The organism is Aeromonas sp. R4-3 (genome assembly GCF_040908275.1).
GTDB classification, from domain to species: domain Bacteria; phylum Pseudomonadota; class Gammaproteobacteria; order Enterobacterales; family Aeromonadaceae; genus Aeromonas; species Aeromonas rivipollensis.
In genome coordinates this window covers 201643-224388 of record NZ_JBFODK010000061.1, presented here as the reverse complement: position 1 = coordinate 224388, position 22746 = coordinate 201643, and the positions used below count along the sequence as shown (strand labels likewise).

Annotated in this window: 22 protein-coding genes; 13 read left to right on the top strand and 9 right to left on the bottom strand. The window is 63.4% G+C overall.

The features are described from left to right. Positions 1-478: 478 nt before the first annotated feature. The 3 genes from erpA to clcA form a co-directional block, all read right to left on the bottom strand. On the bottom strand, positions 479-829 hold the full coding sequence (gene erpA, locus AB5Y91_RS19840; protein ID WP_025328177.1) for an iron-sulfur cluster insertion protein ErpA: 351 nt from the start codon (positions 827-829) through the stop codon (positions 479-481). A gap of 89 nt (positions 830-918) precedes the next feature. Next, the gene (locus AB5Y91_RS19835; RefSeq protein WP_163147234.1) at positions 919-1611 is read right to left on the bottom strand and encodes a DUF6776 family protein; all 693 of its coding nucleotides are present in this window, start codon (positions 1609-1611) and stop codon (positions 919-921) included. 87 nt (positions 1612-1698) lie between these two features. Further along, positions 1699-3093: a H(+)/Cl(-) exchange transporter ClcA gene (clcA, locus tag AB5Y91_RS19830; protein WP_368170605.1), complete on the bottom strand. Its 1395-nt coding sequence runs from the start codon at positions 3091-3093 to the stop codon at positions 1699-1701. Positions 3094-3315: 222 nt separating this feature from the next. Here clcA and hemL point away from each other — a divergent pair, with 222 nt between their 5' ends. Then, positions 3316-4602 (top strand): glutamate-1-semialdehyde 2,1-aminomutase, encoded by a 1287-nt coding sequence (gene hemL, locus AB5Y91_RS19825; protein WP_368170604.1) that lies wholly within the window; start codon positions 3316-3318, stop codon positions 4600-4602. 210 nt (positions 4603-4812) lie between these two features. Continuing rightward, entirely contained in the window at positions 4813-5628 is an 816-nt protein-coding gene (locus AB5Y91_RS19820; protein ID WP_368170612.1) for a hypothetical protein, read from the top strand. A 25-nt stretch (positions 5629-5653) separates the two neighbouring features. Here the strand turns inward: AB5Y91_RS19820 and AB5Y91_RS19815 are convergent, their stop codons facing one another. Further along, positions 5654-6556, bottom strand: coding sequence for a sulfite exporter TauE/SafE family protein (locus AB5Y91_RS19815; protein WP_163147232.1), 903 nt, complete (start codon positions 6554-6556; stop codon positions 5654-5656). A gap of 279 nt (positions 6557-6835) precedes the next feature. After that, the gene (locus AB5Y91_RS19810) at positions 6836-7519 is read right to left on the bottom strand and encodes a phosphatase PAP2 family protein (protein ID WP_368170603.1); all 684 of its coding nucleotides are present in this window, start codon (positions 7517-7519) and stop codon (positions 6836-6838) included. Positions 7520-7730: 211 nt separating this feature from the next. Here AB5Y91_RS19810 and AB5Y91_RS19805 point away from each other — a divergent pair, with 211 nt between their 5' ends. Then, a complete protein-coding gene (locus tag AB5Y91_RS19805; RefSeq protein WP_368170602.1) occupies positions 7731-8246 on the top strand; it encodes a DUF2937 family protein in 516 nt (171 codons plus the stop codon). Between the two features lie 64 nt (positions 8247-8310). On the opposite strand, the gene AB5Y91_RS19800 is transcribed toward AB5Y91_RS19805, so the two are convergent. Next, positions 8311-9192 (bottom strand): LysR family transcriptional regulator, encoded by an 882-nt coding sequence (locus AB5Y91_RS19800; protein WP_163147229.1) that lies wholly within the window; start codon positions 9190-9192, stop codon positions 8311-8313. 158 nt (positions 9193-9350) lie between these two features. Between AB5Y91_RS19800 and AB5Y91_RS19795 the strand changes: the two genes are divergently transcribed. Both AB5Y91_RS19795 and AB5Y91_RS19790 read left to right on the top strand, forming a co-directional pair. Beyond that, positions 9351-9743 carry a multidrug efflux SMR transporter gene (locus AB5Y91_RS19795; RefSeq protein WP_262111704.1) on the top strand — a complete coding sequence of 131 codons (393 nt, stop codon included), beginning with the start codon at positions 9351-9353 and terminating at the stop codon, positions 9741-9743. Further along, complete coding sequence (locus AB5Y91_RS19790; protein ID WP_262111706.1) at positions 9731-10051, top strand: SMR family transporter; 321 nt, start codon at positions 9731-9733, stop codon at positions 10049-10051. Before AB5Y91_RS19795 ends, AB5Y91_RS19790 begins: the two co-directional genes overlap by 13 nt. 80 nt (positions 10052-10131) lie before the next feature. On the opposite strand, the gene AB5Y91_RS19785 is transcribed toward AB5Y91_RS19790, so the two are convergent. The 3 genes from AB5Y91_RS19785 to hrpB form a co-directional block, all read right to left on the bottom strand. Further along, positions 10132-10542 carry a VOC family protein gene (locus AB5Y91_RS19785; protein ID WP_234689796.1) on the bottom strand — a complete coding sequence of 137 codons (411 nt, stop codon included), beginning with the start codon at positions 10540-10542 and terminating at the stop codon, positions 10132-10134. A gap of 41 nt (positions 10543-10583) precedes the next feature. After that, positions 10584-12905, bottom strand: a complete 2322-nt coding sequence (mrcB, locus tag AB5Y91_RS19780) for a penicillin-binding protein 1B (protein ID WP_368170601.1) — start codon at positions 12903-12905, stop codon at positions 10584-10586. 269 nt (positions 12906-13174) lie between these two features. Next, positions 13175-15622, bottom strand: a complete 2448-nt coding sequence (gene hrpB, locus AB5Y91_RS19775) for an ATP-dependent helicase HrpB (RefSeq protein ID WP_368170600.1) — start codon at positions 15620-15622, stop codon at positions 13175-13177. A gap of 222 nt (positions 15623-15844) precedes the next feature. Here hrpB and thpR point away from each other — a divergent pair, with 222 nt between their 5' ends. From thpR to panC, 8 genes are all read left to right on the top strand, one after another. Beyond that, positions 15845-16390 (top strand): RNA 2',3'-cyclic phosphodiesterase, encoded by a 546-nt coding sequence (gene thpR / locus AB5Y91_RS19770; RefSeq protein ID WP_368170599.1) that lies wholly within the window; start codon positions 15845-15847, stop codon positions 16388-16390. Beyond that, a complete protein-coding gene (gene sfsA, locus AB5Y91_RS19765) occupies positions 16387-17124 on the top strand; it encodes a DNA/RNA nuclease SfsA (protein WP_368170598.1) in 738 nt (245 codons plus the stop codon). Before thpR ends, sfsA begins: the two co-directional genes overlap by 4 nt. A 125-nt stretch (positions 17125-17249) precedes the next feature. Further along, complete coding sequence (gene dksA, locus AB5Y91_RS19760; RefSeq protein ID WP_005329052.1) at positions 17250-17699, top strand: RNA polymerase-binding protein DksA; 450 nt, start codon at positions 17250-17252, stop codon at positions 17697-17699. 107 nt (positions 17700-17806) lie between these two features. After that, entirely contained in the window at positions 17807-18715 is a 909-nt protein-coding gene (gluQRS, locus tag AB5Y91_RS19755; protein WP_368170611.1) for a tRNA glutamyl-Q(34) synthetase GluQRS, read from the top strand. A gap of 187 nt (positions 18716-18902) precedes the next feature. Continuing rightward, positions 18903-20375 carry a polynucleotide adenylyltransferase PcnB gene (gene pcnB / locus AB5Y91_RS19750; protein ID WP_162627209.1) on the top strand — a complete coding sequence of 491 codons (1473 nt, stop codon included), beginning with the start codon at positions 18903-18905 and terminating at the stop codon, positions 20373-20375. A gap of 10 nt (positions 20376-20385) precedes the next feature. Beyond that, entirely contained in the window at positions 20386-20901 is a 516-nt protein-coding gene (gene folK / locus AB5Y91_RS19745) for a 2-amino-4-hydroxy-6-hydroxymethyldihydropteridine diphosphokinase (protein WP_368170597.1), read from the top strand. After that, the gene (panB, locus tag AB5Y91_RS19740; protein WP_368170596.1) at positions 20901-21695 is read left to right on the top strand and encodes a 3-methyl-2-oxobutanoate hydroxymethyltransferase; all 795 of its coding nucleotides are present in this window, start codon (positions 20901-20903) and stop codon (positions 21693-21695) included. Before folK ends, panB begins: the two co-directional genes overlap by 1 nt. A gap of 188 nt (positions 21696-21883) precedes the next feature. Continuing rightward, a complete protein-coding gene (panC, locus tag AB5Y91_RS19735) occupies positions 21884-22738 on the top strand; it encodes a pantoate--beta-alanine ligase (protein WP_368170595.1) in 855 nt (284 codons plus the stop codon). The last annotated feature ends 8 nt before the right edge of the window (positions 22739-22746 follow it).

The following is a 22746-nucleotide window of genomic DNA, read 5'->3' as shown; positions in this document are numbered from 1 at the left end:
TTCAGCGGCTCAATGAATTGCTGAAATAAACTGTGACAACCGAAGTTGTCTTGGTCACTTCACCAGACATTGAAAATCAACAAAATTGTTTGATGTTCGATGCTGTGAGTGCCCACACAGATTGCTTGATTCAAATTGTTAAAGAGCAGGGTCTGAAACTATAACCCTCACTGGTTTGCTTTGCAAGCCAGACCAGACGCGCACTGCGCCGTGCTGATGGAGGCGCATTATAGGGACTTGATTCTTTCTGACAAGCAAAAACTATGTGTTTTTTTGAGAAAAACGTTCAAGTGTTTAATCTGCAACCAGATCGTGCAAAATGCCATCATCAAGGGCTCATAAGAGGTCACTTCCGACTGCAACCGGGCCGATCAGGCCAGGCAGCCGACTCTATATAGAGAGGGTTCATATATAAGAGGGAGATGCACAAATAGAAAAGGGTCCTGCCGGACCCTTTCAAATGTGTGCCACTGACCAATCAGATGGAGAAGCTGGAGCCACAGCCACAGGTGGTCGAGGCGTTGGGGTTGGTCACGGTAAAGCGGGAGCCCTCCAGACCTTCGGTGTAGTCCACGCTACCCCCAACCAGATACTGCAGGCTCATAGGATCGATCACCATGGTCACGCCGCTCTTCTCGACCACGGTATCCCCGTCGTTGATCTTTTCGTCAAAGGTGAAACCGTACTGGAAACCGGAGCAGCCCCCCCCTGTGATGTAGACCCGCAACTTGAGCTCGGGATTTTCTTCTTCGGTAATCAAGGTCTTTACCTTGTTCGCCGCCGCATCCGTCATCTGGATTGGCAACGGGGCTTCTGCTACTGCACTCATTACTGACCTCACAACCATTAGATCCACAAACATGGAAACCGCGAAATTATCCAATACCCGACCATTTAGTTCAAGTATTCACCACTCTCTTACTGCACCACGGGCAAGGGGGCTGGTTGAGCCACCAGAGGCTTGAGTACCTCACTCCATTCCGCCAGCAACTCCTGGGCCGGCTGGCGCCCCTCCTTGGCGATGATGATCCTCACCCGATCCGGCACAAAGCCTGTCGGCAGTTGCCAGTTGCCTTCCAACAGCTGGAAGTAGCGCAGCGCATAGCGCCCCTCCCCGACCTTCATGCCAAGCTCACGCCCGCTGAGGATCTTGGGCTTGTCTGCCAGACTGCCTTCGACCCTGATCTGTACCTGGCCCCGAAACAGCTCCCGCTTCTTGGCGGGCTGGGTCAAGGCCAGACGATAGTGATAGCGACCCGGCACGCTGGTTTCCTGCAGGGTCAGGTTGTCGATGGTCACCCCCACCTGATCACCTGTTGGGCGCATGATCCGCTCGAAGAAGGCCAGCTGACGCTTCTGCTCCTGCACCTGGGCTTCCTGATCCTTGAGGGTCTTCTGCAACTGTTCGAAGGCCGCCTTCTGGGTCGCCAGCAAGGTATCCTTGACCCCCAGGTCCGTCTTGAGCTGACCTATGGCCTTGCTCTGCCGCTCCAGGGTCTCTTGCTGTACCGTCAGCAGACTGCTCTGGGCCAGTTCTTGCCGATTCCCGATGAAATAGCCGATGCAGGCCCCCACCGCCAGCACCACCAATACCTTCACGATTTGGGACATAGGGCCTCTTCTATTAGCACGCCATACCACGGCCTGTTTCCCTTCACTATACGCGACCTTGCCGGATTGATATGGATAAACAAGGAGTTAACTGGCAGCCACGCTGCCGTCTCCCCGCTTTTGACGCGCGGCGAGCCGTAAAGTTCGCTCCAGGATCTGGGAATAGATGGGGCGCCCTCCCAACCATTGCGCCACCAGGGTGGCCCCTATGGTGGTGATCATCATGGGCAGGATCAGCTGATAGTTGTCCGTCATCTCGGTCACCAGCACTATGCCGGTGATGGGAGCCCGCACAGTGGCGGCAAAGAGCGCCCCCATGCCGGCGATGGCGAAGGCGCCCGGCTCTATGCCCAGATCCGGGAAGGCCGCATGGAACAGGTGGCCGAAGATCACCCCGAACAGGGTGCCGAGTGCCAGAGTAGGGGCAAAGACGCCGCCGGGGGCGCCGGAACAAAAACAGATGAGGGTGGCGATCAGTCTCACCGAGAAGATGAGGAAGAGGGTCGCCATCGCATAGTCGCCCCCCACCAGGTGAGGGATCAGCTCGGTTCCCCCACCGGTCACCGAGGGGGCAAACAGCGAGAGCACGCCGAAGGTGCCTGCCACCAGCATGCCGATGGCGACGAAGCGGTGGCGTTTGTTCTGGTGCAGGGCCAGATAGCCGTCCTGACAGGCGAGCACCAGCTTGTTGAACACGAAGCCCAGCACGCCGAAACAGCCCCCCATGAAGAGGAAGAGCCAGAGCGCCTTCAGGGCCGGGGCATCGTAGTGGGGCAGGCTGATGACTGGCGCCTGCCCCTTCATGTTCTGCAGCATCAGGGTCGCCATGACGGCCGAGATCCCCACCGCCTTGATGGCGAGGAAGGAGTAACGAAACTGCGGCCGCATCTCCTCCATCACGAAGAGTATCCCCGCCAGCGGCGCATTGAAGGCGGCGGCCAGGCCCCCAGCTGCCCCCGCCGCCAGCAAGGCATGACCATGCTCCTTGGGAAGCCGGAAGATATCCGCCACCATCTTGCCGAGGTTGCCGCCAATCTGCACCGAGGGGCCCTCCCGCCCCAATACCATGCCGGAGCTCAGGGTACAGATGCCGCCGAAGAACTTGACCGGCAAGACCCGCCACCAACGCACCGGGCGCAGCTCGTCCATGGCCCCTTCTATCTCGGGAATGCCGGAGCCGCCCGCTTCCGGGGCGAAGGTATGAGTGAGGAAGTAGCCGACAAACCCCAGCAGGGCGCTGAAACCAAAGCCCAGCAGACAGAGTTGCCACCAGGGGCGGTCGGCCAGCAGCAGGACTCGCTGCTGAGCCAGCCAGTGCACACCGGATTCAAACAACCCGCAGACCAGTCCGGCCAAAACACCGACCAGGGCGGCCAGCAAGAGCACCAGCAGCGGCATCTTGTCCCGCTGGATCAGGCGCTGCAGGGCAGGTGGGCGACCTTGTGTGGTCGCCTCGCGAGGGGGGATAGCTTGTTGCACCATGGGTATTCACGCTCATCTAACGAGGGTCGGAAACACCCGGCCTCGGCTCGGCTGCCCAGCACAGGGCCTTTCTGCTATAGTCGGCCCGTTTCATTTATCACGGGTGCAGACCGGGAGTCCGGGTGGCGAGAGCGCAAAGCATACTCCTCCCACCGCAGCCTGCCGAGCCGCAATCGACCGCCTGCGCCCGGGTGACGACCAAAATCCCATTAAGGATGATCCATGTCAAAATCAGATCAGCTGTTTGAACAGGCCCGCCAGACCATTCCGGGCGGCGTCAACTCACCGGTCCGCGCCTTCAATGGGGTCGGCGGCACACCCCGCTTCATCGATCACGCCGATGGCGCCTACCTCTATGACGTGGATGGTCGGGCCTATGTAGACTACATCGGCTCCTGGGGCCCCATGCTGCTGGGTCACAACCATCCGGCCATCAAGGCCGCCGTCATCAAGGCCGTTGAGAAGGGGCTGAGCTACGGCGCCCCCACCGAGATCGAAGTGCTGATGGCCGAGAAGGTACGCCAGATAGTGCCTTCCATGGAGCAGGTGCGTATGGTCAACTCCGGCACCGAAGCCACCATGAGCGCCATCCGCCTCGCCCGTGGCTACACCGGCCGGGACAAGATCGTCAAATTCGAAGGTTGCTACCACGGCCACGCCGACTCCCTGCTGGTGAAGGCAGGTTCCGGCGCCCTGACCCTGGGCCAGCCCAACAGCCCGGGCGTACCGGCCGATTTTGCCAAACACACTCTCACCTGTGTGTTCAACGATCTGGACTCGGTGCGCGAAGCCTTCACCCAGTACGGCAGCGAGATCGCCTGCATCATAGTCGAGCCGGTGGCGGGCAACATGAACTGCATCCCGCCGGTGCCCGGCTTCCTGGAAGGGCTGCGCACCATCTGTGACGAGTTTGGCGCCCTGCTGATCCTGGACGAAGTGATGACCGGCTTCCGGGTCTCCCTGCGCGGCGCCCAGGGTTACTACAACATAGATCCCGACCTCACCACCCTCGGCAAGATCATCGGTGCCGGCATGCCGGTGGGCGCCTTCGGCGGCAAGAAGAAGGTGATGCAATACATAGCCCCGACCGGCCCCGTCTATCAGGCAGGCACCCTCTCCGGCAACCCTGTGGCCATGGCTGCGGGTCTGGCCATGCTGGACTTGCTGCTGGAGCCGGGTCTCTATGAGCAGTTGAGCGCCAAGACGGCCCGGGTGGCGGAAGGGCTGAAAGCCGCCGCTGCCAAGCATGGTATTCCGCTCGCCATCACCTATGTGGGCGGCATGTTCGGCTTCTTCTTCACCGAAGAGAGCGAGATCACCCGCTATGAACAGGTGACCCGCTGCGACATGGAACGCTTCAAGCGCTTCTACCATCTGATGCTGGAAGAGGGTGTCTATCTGGCGCCGAGCGCCTACGAGGCGGGCTTCCTGTCACTGGCCCACGGCGACAAGGAGATTGAACACACCCTGGCCGCCGCCGAGCGCAGCTTCGCCAAACTGGCGGGCTGAGCCCTGCCGGAATGAACCAAGGGCCCGTGAAGGGCCCTTTTTTGTTACCTCTGTCGTCTCGCCCTGCCAGAGCCCCCTTCTGGTGCAGACCCTTCTCTCTTCTCGCCGGTGTTTGCCACTTGCTGGTGCATCCGCCACCCCATTGGCTGTCATAAAGCTGGCCCACTATTTGCACTGCTTTATTCAGGAGCCCACTTGACCGAGGTCCATATGGCAGAGATGAGCCCCATCGATGTGCTGCGGCGCTATCAGGAGTACGAAACCGAGTTGACCCCCCTGTTGCTGGGGCTGCTCACCCTCCCCCAGGAGGCCCTCAAAGGCTATCCCTTCGTGCTGAGCGTGCAGATCCTGGGCCAGAGCCAGGCAAGAGCGGGGATCCTGCCCCCCATTCCGGCCCCGCAGGGGCAGCTGCGACTGAAGGTGCAGGGCCATGGCCGCGAGCTTGAGATCAATCTGCATCAACTGATCGCCTGGCTGATGGGGGACAGGGAGCGGCGCCGCGCCATCCCCTGGTTCAGGGCCGTCTACGTGATCCTGAGCCTGGCGCTGTTTCTCATCGTGGGAACCCTGATCTGGCATGGCCTAGAGCAGCTCTATCTGCTGCTGTGTGGCACCCAGCAGAACCGGCTCGGCGCCTTCAGCGCCATCATCTTCCTGACCCTGGCCCTAGCGGTGTTCGATCTGGGCAAGACCATACTGGAGGAGGAGGTGCTGCTGCATAAGGACATCTTCCGCCACAGCGCCATTCGCCGCACCATCACCCGCTTCATCGCCGCCATCCTGATCGCTGTCTCCATCGAGGGGCTCTTGCTGCTGTTCAAGGGATCCCTCGGCCAGAACGAACTGCTCTGGCCTGCGGTGGGGGTGATGGGCTGCGCCGTGGGATTGCTGCTGGCACTGGGGCTCTATGTCTTCCTCGGGGCCAAGGCCGAGGCCGCCCTGGTCGCCTCCAGTCAGCGGCCAGCGGCGGCCCCGCAGCAAGCGCCGCTCACCAGGCGGCATGGCAGGATCAGGCGGACCGGATAAGCCTTCGCCAGCCTCTGGCCGTCGACTAACTGGCGGCACCGGCCAGCTGAGACTCGGGCTGACGCCGCGCAGCCTGCCAGGAGGCGTACATGGTCCAGGAGGTGTAGATGACGATGAAGGCAACCAGCCATTTCAGCATCTCCATGTCCATGGACTGTACCAGCATGGCCGCCAGCACCACGCCGATGGGGCCGAAGAGTGCTACCGCCAGCACGGCCCTGGCATCGAAGGCCCCCTTGCGGATGAAGGTGCCCGCCGAGAAGACGCTGAGCACGGCGGTGGACCCCATCATGATGGGGAAGGCCGCCAGCGGGTTCATCCCCAGCAGATAGACCAGCGTCATGCAGGGGGCGAACAACCCTATGCCCACATTCATCAGCACCCCGAACAGGAAGTTGCCGAGCAGGGCTATTCCCAGCTTGTAGCCACTGAGCCCCATGGCCTCGCCGCCCAGGGGGAAGAGCCCCAGCAGCCCGGCGAAGATGAGCCCGGCCACCACCAGCAGGGAAACCGCCATCACCAGCCTGATGGTCTGGCGATCGAACGAGGCCACATGACGGGCACCCCAGGCGGCGCCCGCGGCGGCGGCGGCCATCATGCTGATGAGGGTGAGCGGATCCACCTTGACCACGCCGATGAAAATGAGGGACTGGGTCACGGTCGGCAGCACGCACTGACCGTTGAGGGTGCCCGGGAGCAGGCGATCGTCGATCAGCTTGAACTGCTTGTAGCAGGCGGTCTTGACCGCGAAGCTGCCGACCCCAAGGGTGTCGAGAAAGTTGGCGACGAAGCCGATGGCCGCCACCGGCCAGAAGGGGGTGGACTCCAGCTCGCCCCGGCGCCGCTTGTGCCACCAGGCGTGGACCAGCATGAAGATAAAGACCAGGGCGCAACCGATAAACAACAGGCGCAGAAAAGTGACTAGCATAGGGGGACCTCCAGCAACGGGCGGCGATTCTAAGGCAGCCCACAGAAAAAATCCTGGTCTGGATCACGCTTTTATCGGATGCAAACGTTTGGCCCCGTCAGTTTCTGATGGTAAAGCTCGAATGACTCTGCCAATACTTGTCGTTGAGGGCGCAAGCCCGCACTCATCGGGCGTAGTCCTGGTCATTTCGCGACGACCACAGCACCGATGGGCATAAGCAAAAGAAGGCGGTCACCCGCCTTCTTTTTATTGCCTTTCGTCACCTAGGCCGCCACGGCCTCAGGAGATCCAGCGCGGCAGCCTGGGAGCCAGGCGGTCGATCAGCCGATCCGACAATGGGGTCAGCAGCAAGGGCGGCAGGCAGATGAGGGCGAGGCAGAGGGCGCCGACATAGACGTCCGTCAGCCAGTGGGCACCGGCGAGGATGCGAGGGGCCGAGAACAGGGGCACCATCAGCACGGCGATCACGGCGACCCGGCGCGGCAGGTAACGCAGGGCAAAACCGGCGAAGATCATCAGGAACAGCGCATGATCTCCGGGGAAGCTGTCGCCGGCAGAGTCCTTGGTCGAGATGGTGCTGAGCTCGCTCAGCCGCAGCGCCCCGTCCACCATCAGGGTAGGGCTGGGACGGCTGACCGGCAGCAGGTGGCCGAGCTGATTGATCACCAGGGCCCCCAGCAACATGACGATCCCCATGGCCACCAGGCGACGGCGCGCCTCACCCTGGGCCCGGAAGAAGCAGGTGGCCAGGATCAGTCCCATGCAGCCCAGGGCGACCAGATCGAACAGGCGATTGTTGGTGATGGCCACCAGATCGGCCCAGCGGGCGGATTGGCCCAGCCAGCCATTGACCAGCTGGAAGGTGGCGAGATCCCAATGATCCCAGGGGCCATGACCCGGCAGGGCAGCCCAACTGAGGGCAATCAGGCCCCCGATCAGATAGAGAGGTATGAACTTGCTCATGCCGAGTCTTCCTTCAAAAAGCGGTGATTCTAGGTCAGCCTCCCGGTGACTTGAATCACAAAAATGTAAGAATTCATGTAACAAGTAATATCCTATTGAATCTTGTTTGAACCCGCTCTGCCACCCCCCGGATGCGGGAGCAACCAGCACCACCTTGGCGCGCCAGGGGCTTGCGGCTAGTATGAGACTCTTTTTACTCAGGATGATGGCTATGCGCAGCTACCTTCGCATGATGTTGTTTGCCCTCGGTTTGCTGGCGGGCGTGCAGATACCGGGGATCGTCGATCTCTACTACCAGCGGCTGGATGCGCGCCTGCAGCAGGCCAGCCTCAGCCTGGAACCCTTCCAGCGCACCGCGGATCAGCACTTTGGCGGCGATCTCGACGCCCTGATCGCCCATTACGGCGCCAGCCAGGATCCCGTCTTCACCCAGGATGCCACCAGCCTGCAGCAGCTGGTGAGCCAGCAGCGCCACCTGCAGCAGGAGCGCGCCTTCCAGGGTCAGCCCTGGTACCTGCAAGTCTCCCACCTGCTGTCGCAGGCGGACCCCATGCTCTGGCAGGACACCCTGCGCAACTACGGCTATGTGGTGCCCCTCAAGCAGGCCGCCATCTTCTGTGGTGTGGCGGTGGGACTGCTCGCCTCCCTGCTGGGGGATCTGCTGCTCAGCCTGCTCCTGCTGCCCTTTCGCCAGCGCCAGCCCTCCCCCCGTCACGCCCTGCGCTGATCTCCAGCCGTCTCAAACAACAGGGGCCAGCGGCCCCTGTTGTCGTTCTCCTCCCTGAAAGAGGCTACTCGAAGGGTTCGAGATAGGCCTCGATGGCCTTCTTCAGCCAGGCCAGCACCTTGCCGTGATGGGCGTTCTCCGACAGATAGACTCCGTAATCGCGCCACTGCAGGCTGAACTTGTGCTTCAGGGTCAGCAGCTCCCCCTGGCGCAGCTGGCTCTGGATCAGCGGTGAGGGCAACACAGCCCAGCCGAGGCCGTCCAGCACAGCATCCCGCATCAGTTCGAAGCTCGACAACCCTATGTGCTGACCGCCGATGGGGAGCAGGCTCTTGACCGAGAACTCGTCCACGTAGGAGAGGGTGACCTGGGTCTGATCGGTGAGATCCTGCTGCAGCACCCGCTTCAACCCCGCCAACGGGTGGCTTGGCGCCACCACCATCAAGGTGCGGATGGGGTTGAGCACCTCTATGTTGAGGCCGCTGCGCTCCTGATCCTCGGTGATGAGACCGAAGGCGGCATCCACGAACCCCTCCTCCACCAGGGAAGGCAGCTCGGGGGGCGAGGCCAGCACCAGGGAGATGCTGGTGCCGGGAAACTGGTGGCGCAGCGCCCCCAGCATCTCGCGCCAGACCGGCTCGGGGATGGCGTCATCCCGCGCCACCCTGAGCGCCACCTCGGCGCCCGAGGCGTAGTGCTCGCACTTGAGCTTGAGGCTGTTGGCCGCCTGCAGCAGTCGCCGGCAGTCGTCCAGCACCTGCTCCCCTATCTCGGTCAATCGGCTCTGGTTGGCCCCTCGTTCAAAAAGGTCGACGCCAAGCTCCACTTCCAGGGCGGCGATCGCCGTGCTGACGGCACTCCGGCTCTTGCCAAGGCGTCTGGCGGCATTGGCAATCGAACCACTGCCTGCTGATTCTACAAAGAGTTGTATCTGATAAAGCTTCATGATCGCGCTCTGGTGGCAGCTTGCTCCATCTTCACCTTACGCCGCGCCCCTCCCCCAAGGCAAACCGTCAGCGCCAGAATTATCGACGCTCAGCGATACCCGGACCTTGCCCAACCGCGGCTATCCTCTCCCTCGTCGTAGCAACAGAAGGAAACCCCATGTTATTCAGTCCCCTGCTTTTGGCCCGCCTCTTCCTGACGGGCGCCATCCTGACCGAGGTGGCAGGCACCTCCACCATGGCTCTGATCCCGGAGAGTGAGGCCGGCTGGCTCAACTACCTGCCGATGTGGCTCCTCATCGCCCTCTCCTACCTACTGCTGGCCAAGGCCGCCAAAACAATCTCCATTGGTATTGCATTCGCGCTCTGGGAAGGGCTGGGAATCGCCCTGATCACCGCCGTCTCAGTGCTGTTCCTTGGTTACGAGCTGAGTGTGCAGGAGTGGGTCGGGCTGGCGCTGGCAATAGTGGGCATTGTTATGGTGACCCTGGGGGAAACCCATGCCGAGCCGGTTGACGCCACCCCTGCCAAGGAGCTCCCATGCACCCGTTGATCATCGTCCTGAGCGCCGCCCTGCTGGATGTGGGGGCCAACATGGCCATCAACCGCTCCCTCGGTTTTCGTCACAAGGGCTGGGGCCTGCTCGGCATACTGCTGGTGCTCTGTGCCTTTACCCTGCTCAGTGAGGCGGTGAGCACAGGCAGGATAGATCTCGCCGTGGCCTATGCCACCTGGGGCGCCATCGGCATCCTGGGCACCGCCCTCGGCGGCCTGTTGCTGTTTGGGGAGCGTCTCAAGCCCGTCGGCTGGGTCGGCATCCTGATCATGGCCGTCGCCGTGGCGCTGCTGACCACGGCGTGATTAACACCTGACCCCCATGAAAAGCCGCCCGGTGTTCGCCGGGCGGCTTTTTTACGCACTCATGTTGCCGCAAAGCCCGCTCATGCCGACTCGGCATCGACCTCGTAAAGCTCCAGCGGCAGGCCGTCGGGATCTGCGAAGAAGGTGAAGCGACTGCCGGTCAGCTCGTCCACCCGCACCGGCTCCACGGCCACCCCGTGACGCTCCAGATGGGCGATGACGGGATCGAGCGCCTGCACCCGAAACGCCAGGTGCCGCAGACCGCAGGCCTCCGGCCTGGAAGGGCGCGCAGGGGGAGCGGGAAAGCTGAACAGCTCAAGCTGGCTGCCATCCGGCAGCGCCAGATCCAGCTTCCAGGAGTGGCGGGCCTCCCGCAGGGTCTCCGCCAGTATGGGCAGCCCCAGCACCTGGTGGTAGAAGTGGCGCGAGCGCTCATAGTCGCTGGCGATGATGGCCACGTGGTGAATGCCGCCGAGCAAGGGAAGTGTCATGGCAATCCTTGTAAAACGGGCAGCCAGGCTGCCCGTTCTCGTTAGTTGAAGAAGCCGCCGAACCACTGATCCAGCGCGTTGACCGGGTTGGAGACAGGGCTGGCGCAGCTCATGGGCTCCCCCAGCCCCGCCAGCTTGGCCGGCACCTGCAGGCTGCCGGGACAGTCGCTGGCGACACGGGCGCCGCTCGCGCGGGAGAAGCTGGCCCAGCTCACCCCTTCCGGCATCTTCAGCCCCAGGCTGTTGACGCCGCGCTGGCTCATGTAACCGCTGAACAGCTGCAAGGCACCGCTGGCACCGGTCAGCCCGGCGGGCTGGTTGTCATCCCGACCGACCCAGATGCTCACCAGCTCGTTGTTGTCCATACCGGCAAACCAGGAGTCCCGCAGCTCGTTGGTGGTCCCTGTCTTGGCGGCCATGGTGGCGCCGGGGAACTTGGCGCCGAGCGCCCGGGCCGTGCCCTGGCTCACCGTCTTGGTCATGGCGAACAGGGTCAGCCAGCTGGCCTGGGGATCCGTCACCCGCTTGGCGGTCTCGTCATGCTGATAGAGCTGGCTGCCATCGCTGTTTACCACGGCGCGAATGGCCGACAGCGGCTGGGTCAGCCCCTGGTTGGCGATGGGCAGGTACATCTGGTTCACCTCCATGGGCGAGAGCGCCACCGCCCCCAGCACCAGGGAAGGATAAGGCTGGATCTCCTGCTGGACCCCCAGCTTGTGCAGGGTGTCCACCACCTTGTCGAGCCCCACCTGCAGACCCAGGTTGACGGTCGGCACGTTGAGGGAGCTGGCGAGCGCCTCCATCAGCGGCACGCTCTGGCGGAACTTGCGATCGTAGTTCTGTGGCGTCCAGATCTGGCCATCCTGGCCGCGGATGCGGATCGGCTGATCCTTGAGCGGTGTGCCCAGGGTCAGGCCGTTGGAGAGACCGGTGAGATAGACAGCCGGTTTCACCAGGGAGCCTATCTGACGACGGGCATCCAGCGCACGGTTGAAGCCGGCGTAACGGGGATCCCGCCCCCCCACCATGGCGACCACCTCGCCCTTGTGCCAGTCGGAGACCACCATGGCCGCCTCCAGCTTCTTCTTGCCGCGCTGCTTCTCGATGGTGGCGAGGCCTGTCTCGACCGCCTGCTCGGCGGCGTGCTGGGCGATGGGATCCAGGCTGGTGAAGATCTTGAGGCCGGACTGCTTGAGCAGATCCGGGCCGAAGCGGTTCTGGATCTCCCGCTTGAGCAGCCCCATGAAGGCCGGGGTACGGCCGTAGCTCATCTGGCCCCGGGTGATGATGCCAAGGGGCTGCTTGCTGGCCAGCTCATACTCGGCCTGGGTCAGGCTGCCGTGCTCCATCAGCAGTTTCAGCACCAGATCCCGGCGCGCCTTGGCCCGCTCGGGGAAGCGCCAGGGATCGTAATAGGAAGGCCCCTTCACCATGCCCACCAGCAGGGCCACCTGATCGATGTCCAGCTCGTTGACCGGGATGCCGAAGTAGAAGTAGGAGGCGAGCCCGAAGCCATAGACCCCTTGCGAGAAGTTCTGCCCCAGGTAGACCTCGTTGAGGTAGGCCTCCAGGATCTCGTCCTTGCTGTAGCGGTAGTCGATGAGCACCGCCATATAGGCTTCCTGTGCCTTGCGCCACAGGCTGCGCTCCCGGGTCAGGAAGAAGTTCTTGGCGAGCTGCTGGGTGAGGGTGCTCCCCCCCTGCACTGTGCGACCCGCCAGCACATTGGCCACCATGGCACGCATGATGGCCACAGGCGAGACGCCGCCGTGCTGATAGAAATCGCGATCTTCGGTGGTCAGCAGGGTCACCAGCAGGCTGTCCGGCACCTCGGCGATGCGTACCAACAGGCGATCCTCCCTGTCCTCGGTGTTGAGGCGGTCCAGCAACACGGGGTCCATCTGGGCATAGCCTAGCTGACGCTGGTTCTCCAGAGACAGGATCCCCTCCAGCCGCGCACCGTTGAAGGTGAGACGCAGGCCACGGGCGCCGTCGGCGCCGTCATGGAACTCGAACGGACGGCGTACCAGCTCGATGCGATTGCCGTTGACCGCGTACTCCCCCGGGGTGTGGGGCTGACGCACCTGCTTGTAGCTCAGCATGTTGAGCTCGCGCAGCATCTGGGTCTGGGATAGACGCTGGCTGGGGTAGAGCTCCAGCGGGCGGCTATAGACCATCACGGGCAACTGCCACTTCTCGCCGTCGAAGCGCTCGCGCACCTTGGTATCCAGATAGATACCAAAGACCACCATAAAGGCCGCCACCACCAGGGAGAGCTTGAAGCCAAGCCAGAACAGCTTGCGCCAGATGGTGCGTTTGGGAGCTGCCTTCTTGGGAGGGCTCTTGCGTCGTTGGGTTGCCATAAATCCTCTTTGCTTTCCTTTCTACTTGTTATGCCGCATTCGCGAACGTCCGATCTGGCTTAACCAATCGAACCTGGATCCTGGGTTTCATTTCGCCAGACATTCGCCAGACAAATGGATGCCAACCCCTCATCCCCAACCCTTCTCCCATGCCTTTGAAAAAGGGAGAGGAGAAGGGAGCAAACACCAAGCTCGATCGGTTCCCTCTCCCTCTGGGAGAGGGCCAGGGCCGTCTGCTGGAGTTGGGCTTAGCTAGGCTCAGCACCAACCTAGATCCCCATCTTCTTCTTGGTGACCTTGGTCGGCATGGCCTCCAGGGGGTTGTCCGGCCAGTAGTGGCGGGGATAGCGCCCCTTCATCTCTTTCTTCACCTGCTCGTAGGATCCCGCCCAGAAGGCGGCGAGATCGGCGGTGATCTGCAGCGGTCGCTGGGCCGGAGAGAGCAGCTCCACCACCAGGGGCACCCGGCCATCGGCCACGCAGGGAGTCGTGCCCTGCCCGAACATCTCCTGAATGCGCACCGGGATCACCGGGGCCTGCCCCGGCTGATAGCGGATCCGCACCCGGCTGCCGGTCGGCGCGCTGAAGTGGCTCGGCAGCGCCTCGTCCAGCCGTTTTGGCAAGGGCCAGGGCAGGGACTGGCGCAGCAGATCGGAGAGGTTGATCCTCTTGAGCTGCTCCAGCCGGGTCATGCCGCTCAGGGCAGGCAAGAGCCACTCCTCCAGCCGGGCCAGCAGACTCTCGTCGTCCATGGCGGGCCAGCCCTCGTCGGGCAACCAGTCGCGGGCGCAGCGCAATCGGGCCAGCAAGCCTTCACTGCCCTCGTCCCAGGGCAGCACATGCAGCCCCTTGCGACGAATGCCCTGCAACAGGCAGCGCCCCTTCTGTTCGTCGGAGAGATCCGTCAGCGGTCGCTGGCCGAGCACCAGTTCGCCGATCACCTGCTGGCGCTCGGCGCGGACCCGCTCTTCCCGCTCGTCCCAGTCGAACCACTGGCGCTCGCTCACCAGCTCCGGCAGCTGGCGCACCAGCTCGTCCAGCGCCACCGGCTCGGCGATGAAGATGCGGCTGCCGCGATCGTTCTGCCCCATCTCTATGGCGATCAGGGCCCCTTGTCCCTGACATGGGTGACCTTCTACCAGATCGCAGCCGATCCCACCACTGAGTTGATAGCGGCTGCCACTGCGCAGCTTGCCGATCCGATCCGGCCAGGCGAGGGCGCACAGCAGCCCCAGCCACTGACCCTGGGCGGTCGCGGGCCTTGCGCCAAGGCGCTCGAACCAGCGGGCGGCCCCCTGACGCAGGGCCCCCAGACGACGATGGAAGAGCACGGAAAGGCGCTCGGATCCTCGCAGATCTTCTTCCAGCAACGCCACCAGGAAAGCCCCATCGGCGACAATCCCTGTCAGACCCTCGGCCTCCAGCTCCCGGGCCCGCAACAACATGCGCGCCAGACGGGGATGAGTGCCGAAGGCGGCCATGGTGCGGCCGGCCGGGGTGAGTTGTTGCTCACCCTCCGCCTTCATGGCCCCCAGGGCCACCAGCAGGCGCCGGGCGCTCGCCACCGCAGCCGCAGGCGGCATGTCGAGCAGCGGCAGGCTCTCCACCCTGGCGCCCCACTGGGCGGCGTCCAGCAGCAGACCGGTCAGCTCCTGGGTGAGGATGTCCGGCGGGCTCTGCTCGGCGAGGCGCTCCTGCACTTCGCTGCTCCAGAGCCGGTAGCAGACCCCGGGGCCGAGACGGCCGGCACGGCCTGCCCGCTGGGTGGCGGAGGCCCTGGCAATCTGACGGGTCTCCAGCCGGGTGACGCCGCTTCTCAGATCGAAGGTGGCGCGCCGCTCCAGCCCGCTGTCGATGACCACGGAGACCCCCTCTATGGTGAGGGAGGTCTCCGCCACATTGGTGGTGAGCACCAGCTTGCGACTCCCCGCCGGGGCAGGTTCTATGGCCGCCTGCTGGGCCGCCATGTCGAGGCGACCGTAGAGGGGGGCAAGGCGCACGTCATCCGGCAGGCGCCCCTCCAGCCACTGGGCGAGTCGCTCTATCTCCCCCTGTCCAGGCAGGAACACCAGGGCACTGCCCCCGTGGGCCGCCAGCGCCTCCAGCACCACGGCGCCCACCTGGGGCTCCAACCACTGCTGGCGATTGGCGGGGCGGTAGTGGTAGTCGATGGGAAAGCCGCGCCCCTCGGAGCGGATCACAGGGGCGTCTGGCAACAGGGCCTCCAGCGCCATGCCCTCCAGGGTGGCGGACATAATGAGCAGCTTGAGATCCTCCCTCAACCCCTGCTGGCTCTCGATGGCGAAGGCCAGGGCGGTATCGGCATGCAGGCTTCGCTCGTGGAATTCGTCGAAGATCACCAGGGAGACGCCGGTCAGCTCGGGGTCTTGCTGCAACATCCGGGTCAGCACCCCCTCGGTCACTATCTCGAGCCGGGTCACGGCACTGGTGCGACTCATCCCTCGCACTCGCAGCCCGATGCGCTCCCCCACCTTCTCCCCGAGCTGGCGCGCCAAGAAGCCCGCTATGTTGCGGGCCGCGAGGCGGCGGGGCTCCAGCATGATGATGCGGCCGGGCAGCCGGTTTAGGCGCACCAGCTCCAGGGGCAGCAGGGTCGACTTGCCCGCCCCCGGGGGGGCCTGCAGTATCACGCTGGCGTGGCTGTCGATGGCATCAAACAGCTCGGGCAGCACAGAGACGATGGGGAGTTGGGACAAAACGGCGAAGACCTTCTGTGATGATCAGGAAAACGGCGCCCATTCTGCCACAGCCAGCCGCCCACCGTCAGCAGCCGTGCCGGATGTACCCAACCGGTTGGGGCAGACCCGGGGAGCACTCAGCCCGCCCGGACAAGCGCGAGACGCGACCAGGAGACATCCGCAGACGAGCTGCCATAGAATGGCCCTTTCATGTGAGTACCACGAGGACCGACGCTGCGCATGCCCAGACTCTTCTTTGCCCTGCCCCTGCACCAGCTTGCCCCCGCCCTGATCGACTGGCGCGAACGGCGCCCCTGGCCCGGCCTGCCGGTGCCCGAGCGCAATCTGCATTTGACCCTGGCCTTTCTCGGTGAGGCCGACGAGGCCACTCGGGACAGGCTGATCGCCGCCGCCGCACAGCAGCGCTGCCCCCCTTTCAGCGTCCATCTGGATCAGACCGGCTGGTTTCAGCGTGCCAGGGCTGCCTGGGTGGGGCCCAGCGAGTGGCCAAACGAGCTGAACGTGCTGGCCAGGGCCCTGCGTCGCCACGGCGAGAAGCTGGGGCTTGGTAACGGGGAACAGGGCTACCGCCCCCATGTCACCCTGTCGCGCAAGGCCGGCGAGGCCCCGGAGGCGCTGCCCGCCCCCGATCTTGTGCTGCAGGCGGACAGCTTCTGCCTCTACCACTCCGTCAGCACCCCGCAGGGGGTCAGCTATGAACCCATCGCCTGCTGGCCCCTGCGTGCCCGCATCAAAGAGACCAACAGCGAGGAGCTGACCCCATGATCTTCGATCCCCCTTTGCAATCCGGTCTGCTCATCGCCCGCTACAAGCGCTTCCTCACCGATGTGCAGCTGGCCGATGGTGAGACCATCACCATCCACTGCGCCAATACCGGCGCCATGACGGGTTGTGCCGATCCGGGCACCCGGGTCTGGTACTCCACCTCGAACAACCCCAAGCGCAAGCTGGCCCACAGCTGGGAGATAGCCGAGAGCCCGGCGGGCCACTTCATCTGCGTCAACACGGCGCGGGCCAACCAGATCGCCCGGGAGCTCATCGAGCAAGGGGCGCTGGCGCCGCTGGCGGGTTATGCCAGGCTGCGCACCGAGGTGAAATACGGGGAGGAGAACAGCCGCATCGACCTGTTGCTGGAAGACGATCACAGGCCGAGTTGTTACATAGAGGTGAAATCCGTCACCCTGCTCGACGAGCGGGAACAAGCGGGCATGGGCTACTTTCCCGATGCGGTCACCGCCCGTGGCGCCAAGCACTTGCGTGAATTGATGGCCATGAAGGCGGCAGGGCACAGAGCCGTGCTGCTGTTCATGGTTTTGCACTCCGGCATCGCGAGAATGCGCCCTGCAGCCCATATAGATCCGCACTATAGTCAGCTTGTTGAGCAGGCGATGGCGGCAGGGGTTGAAATTTTATGCTATCGCCCCCATGTTGGGGTGCAGGGCATGGTGGCTCAAGATTTTATTCCATTTGAATCTGACCATCTGCTACCCGAGGGCTGAGAATAAATGCTGGAGTGGGTAACATTATTGACAAGGCTTGTTTGCCTCCCGTTGACCCTTCTGCTATAGATACCGCCCTCAATTTATGGATGGCACGGGTAGCGTGCTGAATTAGGAGACAGGGCATGCCAACAGGCGAAAACAGGAAATCTCTGGGCCCCCTGGCCATTGCGGGTGTAGAGCCTTACCAGGTAAAAGCCGGTGAGGAGTACATGAATGACCAACAAAAGGTACATTTTCGCAAGATCCTGGGAGCCTGGCGCAACCAACTGATGCAGGAAGTTGACCGCACCGTCGACCACATGAAGGATGAGGCTGCAAACTTCCCGGATCCGGTCGATCGCGCCGCGCAGGAAGAAGAGTTCGCACTCGAACTGCGCACCCGCGACCGTGAACGCAAGCTGATCAAGAAGATCGAAAAGACCTTGCTGCTGCTCGAAGAAGACGACTTTGGTTACTGCGAACATTGCGGTATCGAAATCGGTATTCGTCGTCTGGAAGCCCGTCCGACAGCCGACCTCTGTGTCGACTGCAAGACGCTGGCTGAAATCAAGGAAAAACAGATGGCTGGCTGATGCCGCCCATCGACATGGACAAAAAAAGGGAGCTCGCAGGCTCCCTTTTTTATTGAGCTTTTCCCACGACCATCCCAGAATGCAGCCTCAATGCATCGTCTACCCGAATTCCCATGGCCATGACTCCCTCCTCCCCTGTTCGACCCCATGTCGGTCGCTTCGCCCCCTCCCCGTCCGGTCCGCTCCACTTCGGCTCCCTGGTCGCCGCCCTTGGCAGCTTCTTGCAGGCGAGATCGCTGCAGGGGCGCTGGCTGGTGCGCATCGAGGACATAGATCCGCCGCGGGAGATGGCCGGGGCCAGCGGGCTCATCCTCCAGACCCTGGAGGCCCATGGCCTCGGCTGGGATGAGGAGGTGATGTATCAGAGCGCGCGCCACGGCCGTTATGACGAGATCATCGACCAGCTCTATCGGGCCGGGGATCTCTACTGGTGCCGCTGCACCCGGCGCGAGATCATGGCGGCGGGCGGCTTCTACAACGGCCACTGCCGCACCCTGGGGCTGACGGCAGAGGGCTGCGCCGCCCGCCTGCGCCAGCATAATCCCGTCTACCACTTCGAGGATGAGTTGCAGGGCCATATTGCGGTGCCTGCGGCGCTCGCCGAGGAGGACTTCATCGTGCGCCGCCGGGATGGCCTCTATGCCTACAACCTGGCGGTGGTGGTGGATGACATGGACAGCGGCATCACAGAGATAGTGCGCGGCGCCGATCTGCTGGAGCCCACTGTGCGCCAGATTGCCCTCTACCAGACCCTGGGGGCTGACGTCCCCGCCTGGGTGCACCTGCCGCTGGCAGTGCTGGCGGATGGCAACAAGCTGTCGAAGCAGAACCATGCGCCGGCGCTGGCACATGATGACGTCAGGCCCGCCCTGTGGCAGGCCCTCGCGTTCCTCGGCCAGTGCCCGCCGCCTTGCCTGAGAGAGAATACCGTCGACGAGATCATCGCCTGGGGCATTGCCCACTGGCAGCTGGCGCGGGTCCCCCGCCAGCAGAAGATAGTGCTGGGGGCCAGATAAGCAGGCCCCCGGAGCAAAAGCTGGCCGCCGCGCTTCTCATTTGAGCAGGCCAGAACCCGGGGAACTGAAAGCGTCGTTCCTTGTACGACCTGGCCCGAATCGGGGAAGCAGACCGCAGCGTTTCTCATTTGGTCGGGCCTGAGCTATGATAGGCCGCTATTTTTTGGCCTCCCGTCAATTTGAAGTCATGAAGAGGTGTACCATTTTTTCCCAGATCGCAAACTTTTGCCGCAAGGTGCTCGGCAAGGAAGACGGCGAGCAGTCGATGGAGTCTCCCATTCCAGCCCGTGTCGCCGGTCAACGCCGAACCTTGAGCCGTGACCAGCACCCCATCTCGCGCAAAGAGATCAGCGAGAATGCGCTCAAGGTGCTGTACCGCCTGAACAAGGGGGGCTACGAAGCCTACCTGGTGGGTGGTGGCGTCCGGGATATTCTGCTCGGGAGAACGCCAAAGGATTTCGACATCGCCACCGATGCCACGCCAGAGCAGATCAAGGCGTTGTTCAGCAACTGCCGCCTGATCGGCCGTCGTTTCCGCCTGGCCCACATCGTCTTTGGTCGTGACGTGATCGAAGTGGCTACCTTCCGTGGTCACCACCATCAGGTCAATACCAGCAAGCACGTGTCGGCCCAGTCTGATGAAGGCATGCTGCTGCGCGACAACGTCTACGGCACCATAGAAGAGGATGCCGAGCGCCGTGACTTTACCGTCAACGCCCTCTACTACAGCGCCAAGGATTTCACCCTGCACGACTTCGAGGGTGGCATCGAGGATCTTGCCGAGCGCAAGCTGGAGCTGATCGGTGACCCCGAGACCCGCTACCGGGAAGATCCGGTGCGCATGCTGCGCGCCGTGCGCTTCGCCGCCAAGCTGGAGATGACCATAAGCCCGCGCACCGCCGCCCCCATCCGGGAACTGGCGCCGCTGCTGCAGGACATTCCGGCCGCCCGTCTGTTCGAGGAGACCCTCAAGCTGTTCCTGGCCGGTGACGGTCTCGCCACCTACAAGCTGCTGCGCGAATACGGGCTGTTCCAGCCCCTGTTCCCCCAGGTCGCCGCCCTGTTTACGCCCAACGGCAACTCGCCCTACGAGCAGTTCATCGAACTGGCGTTGATGGACACCGATACCCGGGTCCGTGAAGACAAGCGTGTCACCCCTGCCTTCCTCTATGCCACCCTGCTGTGGGGCGCCGTCGAGGCCCGTGCCCGGGTGCTGGAAAACGAGAGCGGCCTACCCTGGCACGACGCCTTCATGCTGGCCATCAACGAGGTGCTGGATGCCCAGGTGCGGATCATCGCCGTGCCGCGCCGCTTCACCACGGACGTACGTGACATCTGGGCCCTGCAACAGCGCCTGACCCGTCGTCAGGGTCGTCACCCCGAGCGCGCCATGGAGCATCCGAAGTTCCGTGCAGCCTTTGACTTCCTGCTGCTGCGCAACCGGGTCGAGCGCGGCCTCGGCGAGCTGGCCAGCTGGTGGGAGCGCTATGTGGCCTCCAACCCGGATGTGCGTCCGCAACTGCAACGGGAAGCGACCCGCCGCCCGGCGAGCGGTGAGCGTGCCCCGGCGGCCGAGTCGCGCGGAGACGACGAGAAACGCAGCAGCAACAGCCGCAACCGCCGCCGCCCCCGTCGTCGCAAGCCGAAAGCGGCAGAATAAAGGCCACCCGATGATCGAGGTCTTCGTTGCCATCGGATCCAACCTGGGCAATCCCGTCGCCCAGGCCAGACAGGCCGTCGCCGCCCTGGGCAGGCTGCCGGAATCCGAATTGCAACAGGCCTCGCAGCTTTACGGCAGCCGCCCCATGGGCCCTGCGGATCAGCCGGACTACGTCAATGCCGTGGTGCGGCTTCATACCCGGCTAGGCCCTCTGGCTTTGCTGGATCAACTGCAGAAAATCGAGCGGGAACAGGGACGTGTGCGCAAGGACGAGCGTTGGGGTCCAAGAACCCTGGATCTGGATCTGCTGCTGTACGGCGAGCAAGTCATCCAGCATGAACGCCTGATCGTTCCCCACTACGGCATGAAGGAGCGGGAGTTCGTCCTGCTGCCCCTTGCCGAAATCGCCCCCGCCCTGGTGCTGCCCTGCGGCACCCCGCTCACCGAACTGGTTGCCCGCTGCCCGCGCAATGGTCTCGAGATCCTTGCCGCCCCACGGGTGAGTAGACGAGTAGGAGCAACGTAATGAGCAAGATCACCATCACCGACCTGCAGAAGATGAAGCAGGACGGACAAAAAATCACCGCTATCACCGCCTATGACGCCACCTTCGCCAAGCTGTTCGACGACGAAGGCGCCCAGGTGCTGCTCATCGGTGATTCCCTCGGCATGGTGCTGCAGGGAGGGGACGACACCCTGGCCGTCAGCATGGATGAGATGGTCTATCACACCCGCTGCGTGGTGCGTGGCACCAGCAAGGCGCTGGTCATCACGGATATGCCGTTCATGAGCTACGCCACTCCCGAGCAGACCTACCAGAACGCCGCCCGGCTGATGGCCGCCGGCGCCCGCATGGTGAAGATGGAAGGGGGCGACTGGTTGTGCGAGAGCATTCGCCACCTGACCCGCAACGGCGTGCCTGTCTGCGGTCACCTGGGGCTGACCCCGCAATCCGTCCACGTGTTTGGCGGCTTCAAGGTGCAGGGGCGCGACGAGTTCCACGCCCAGGAGATCTACCGTCAGGCCCTGGAGCTGCAAGCGGCCGGTATCCAGCTGCTGGTGCTCGAATGCGTGCCGGTCGCCCTGGCCGAGCGCATCAGCAAGGCGCTGCGCATCCCGGTGATCGGCATAGGCGCGGGCCCGGCCACCGATGGCCAGATCCTGGTGATGCACGACGCCTTTGGCATCACCTCCGGCTATGTGCCCAAGTTCACCAAGAACTTCCTGGCCGAGACGGGTGACATGCGCGCCGCCATCCGCCTCTATGTGAAGCAAGTCAGCGAGGGCACCTTCCCCGGTCCCGAGCACTGCTTCAACTGATCCAGGCCTCATGAACCGAAACGGGGGCTAAGCCCCCGTTTCGCATCCCTCTCTGGCCCTTTCAATCCCTGTTTCTTTGTTCTATCCGAAGGTGAACTGTTGGTGATGTTGCTCGTGAACTATCCCGTGCCATCCACGCTGGCCCTTTCAATCCCTGTTTCTTTGACCTATCCGAAGGTGAACTGTTGATGTTGGTTGTGAACAATCCTGCCGCTCTGCGTGAACAGATCGGCCAATGGCGCCGCGAAGGCCGCGCCATCGCATTCGTGCCCACCATGGGCAATCTGCACCAGGGCCATCTCACCCTGGTCGATGAGGCCCGCAGCCGCGGCGACAAGGTGGTGGTCAGCATCTTCGTGAACCCCTTGCAGTTCGACAAGGCCGAGGATCTCGCCAACTATCCCCGTACCCTGGAGCAGGACTGCGCCGCCCTGCAGGCCGCCGGCGTGGATCTGGTGTTCACCCCGACCCCGGAGCTGATGTATCCCCAGGGGCTTGCCAGCCAGACCTTCGTCGAGGTACCGGGTCTCTCCAGCCTGCTGGAAGGGGCGCTGCGCCCTGGCCACTTCCGTGGTGTCAGCACTGTCGTCACCAAGCTGTTCAACCTGGTGCAGCCCGACGTGGCCTGCTTCGGCCAGAAGGATTACCAGCAGCTGGCGCTCATTCGCAAGATGGTGGCCGACATGGCCATGCCGGTCGAGATAGTCGGCGTGCCCACTGTGCGGGCCGAGGACGGGCTGGCGCTCTCCTCGCGCAACGGCTACCTGACTGCCGCCGAGCGGGCCCTGGCCCCCGAGCTCGCGCGCACCATGAACTGGATTGCCGAGCAGATTGAGGCGGGGAACCACCACCTCCCCTCCCTGGTGGCCCAGGCCAGCCAGCGTCTCGACAACGCCGGCTTCAGGACGGATGCCATCGACATCGTCGACGCCGACACCCTGGAATCGGCCACCGCTGCCAGCAAGCGGCTGGTGATCCTGATGGCTGCCTATCTGGGCAAGGCCCGCCTTATCGACAATAGCGTCGTCACCCTTCAGGGTTGAGACACGGC

Coding starts and splice junctions, on each gene's coding strand:
- erpA (WP_025328177.1), bottom strand. CDS start 829: ATGAGTGCAGTAGCAGAAGCCCCGTTGCCAATCCAGATGACGGATGCG.
- AB5Y91_RS19835 (WP_163147234.1), bottom strand. CDS start 1,611: ATGTCCCAAATCGTGAAGGTATTGGTGGTGCTGGCGGTGGGGGCCTGC.
- clcA (WP_368170605.1), bottom strand. CDS start 3,093: ATGGTGCAACAAGCTATCCCCCCTCGCGAGGCGACCACACAAGGTCGC.
- hemL (WP_368170604.1), top strand. CDS start 3,316: ATGTCAAAATCAGATCAGCTGTTTGAACAGGCCCGCCAGACCATTCCG.
- AB5Y91_RS19820 (WP_368170612.1), top strand. CDS start 4,813: ATGGCAGAGATGAGCCCCATCGATGTGCTGCGGCGCTATCAGGAGTAC.
- AB5Y91_RS19815 (WP_163147232.1), bottom strand. CDS start 6,556: ATGCTAGTCACTTTTCTGCGCCTGTTGTTTATCGGTTGCGCCCTGGTC.
- AB5Y91_RS19810 (WP_368170603.1), bottom strand. CDS start 7,519: ATGAGCAAGTTCATACCTCTCTATCTGATCGGGGGCCTGATTGCCCTC.
- AB5Y91_RS19805 (WP_368170602.1), top strand. CDS start 7,731: ATGCGCAGCTACCTTCGCATGATGTTGTTTGCCCTCGGTTTGCTGGCG.
- AB5Y91_RS19800 (WP_163147229.1), bottom strand. CDS start 9,192: ATGAAGCTTTATCAGATACAACTCTTTGTAGAATCAGCAGGCAGTGGT.
- AB5Y91_RS19795 (WP_262111704.1), top strand. CDS start 9,351: ATGTTATTCAGTCCCCTGCTTTTGGCCCGCCTCTTCCTGACGGGCGCC.
- AB5Y91_RS19790 (WP_262111706.1), top strand. CDS start 9,731: ATGCACCCGTTGATCATCGTCCTGAGCGCCGCCCTGCTGGATGTGGGG.
- AB5Y91_RS19785 (WP_234689796.1), bottom strand. CDS start 10,542: ATGACACTTCCCTTGCTCGGCGGCATTCACCACGTGGCCATCATCGCC.
- mrcB (WP_368170601.1), bottom strand. CDS start 12,905: ATGGCAACCCAACGACGCAAGAGCCCTCCCAAGAAGGCAGCTCCCAAA.
- thpR (WP_368170599.1), top strand. CDS start 15,845: ATGCCCAGACTCTTCTTTGCCCTGCCCCTGCACCAGCTTGCCCCCGCC.
- sfsA (WP_368170598.1), top strand. CDS start 16,387: ATGATCTTCGATCCCCCTTTGCAATCCGGTCTGCTCATCGCCCGCTAC.
- dksA (WP_005329052.1), top strand. CDS start 17,250: ATGCCAACAGGCGAAAACAGGAAATCTCTGGGCCCCCTGGCCATTGCG.
- pcnB (WP_162627209.1), top strand. CDS start 18,903: ATGAAGAGGTGTACCATTTTTTCCCAGATCGCAAACTTTTGCCGCAAG.
- folK (WP_368170597.1), top strand. CDS start 20,386: ATGATCGAGGTCTTCGTTGCCATCGGATCCAACCTGGGCAATCCCGTC.
- panB (WP_368170596.1), top strand. CDS start 20,901: ATGAGCAAGATCACCATCACCGACCTGCAGAAGATGAAGCAGGACGGA.
- panC (WP_368170595.1), top strand. CDS start 21,884: ATGTTGGTTGTGAACAATCCTGCCGCTCTGCGTGAACAGATCGGCCAA.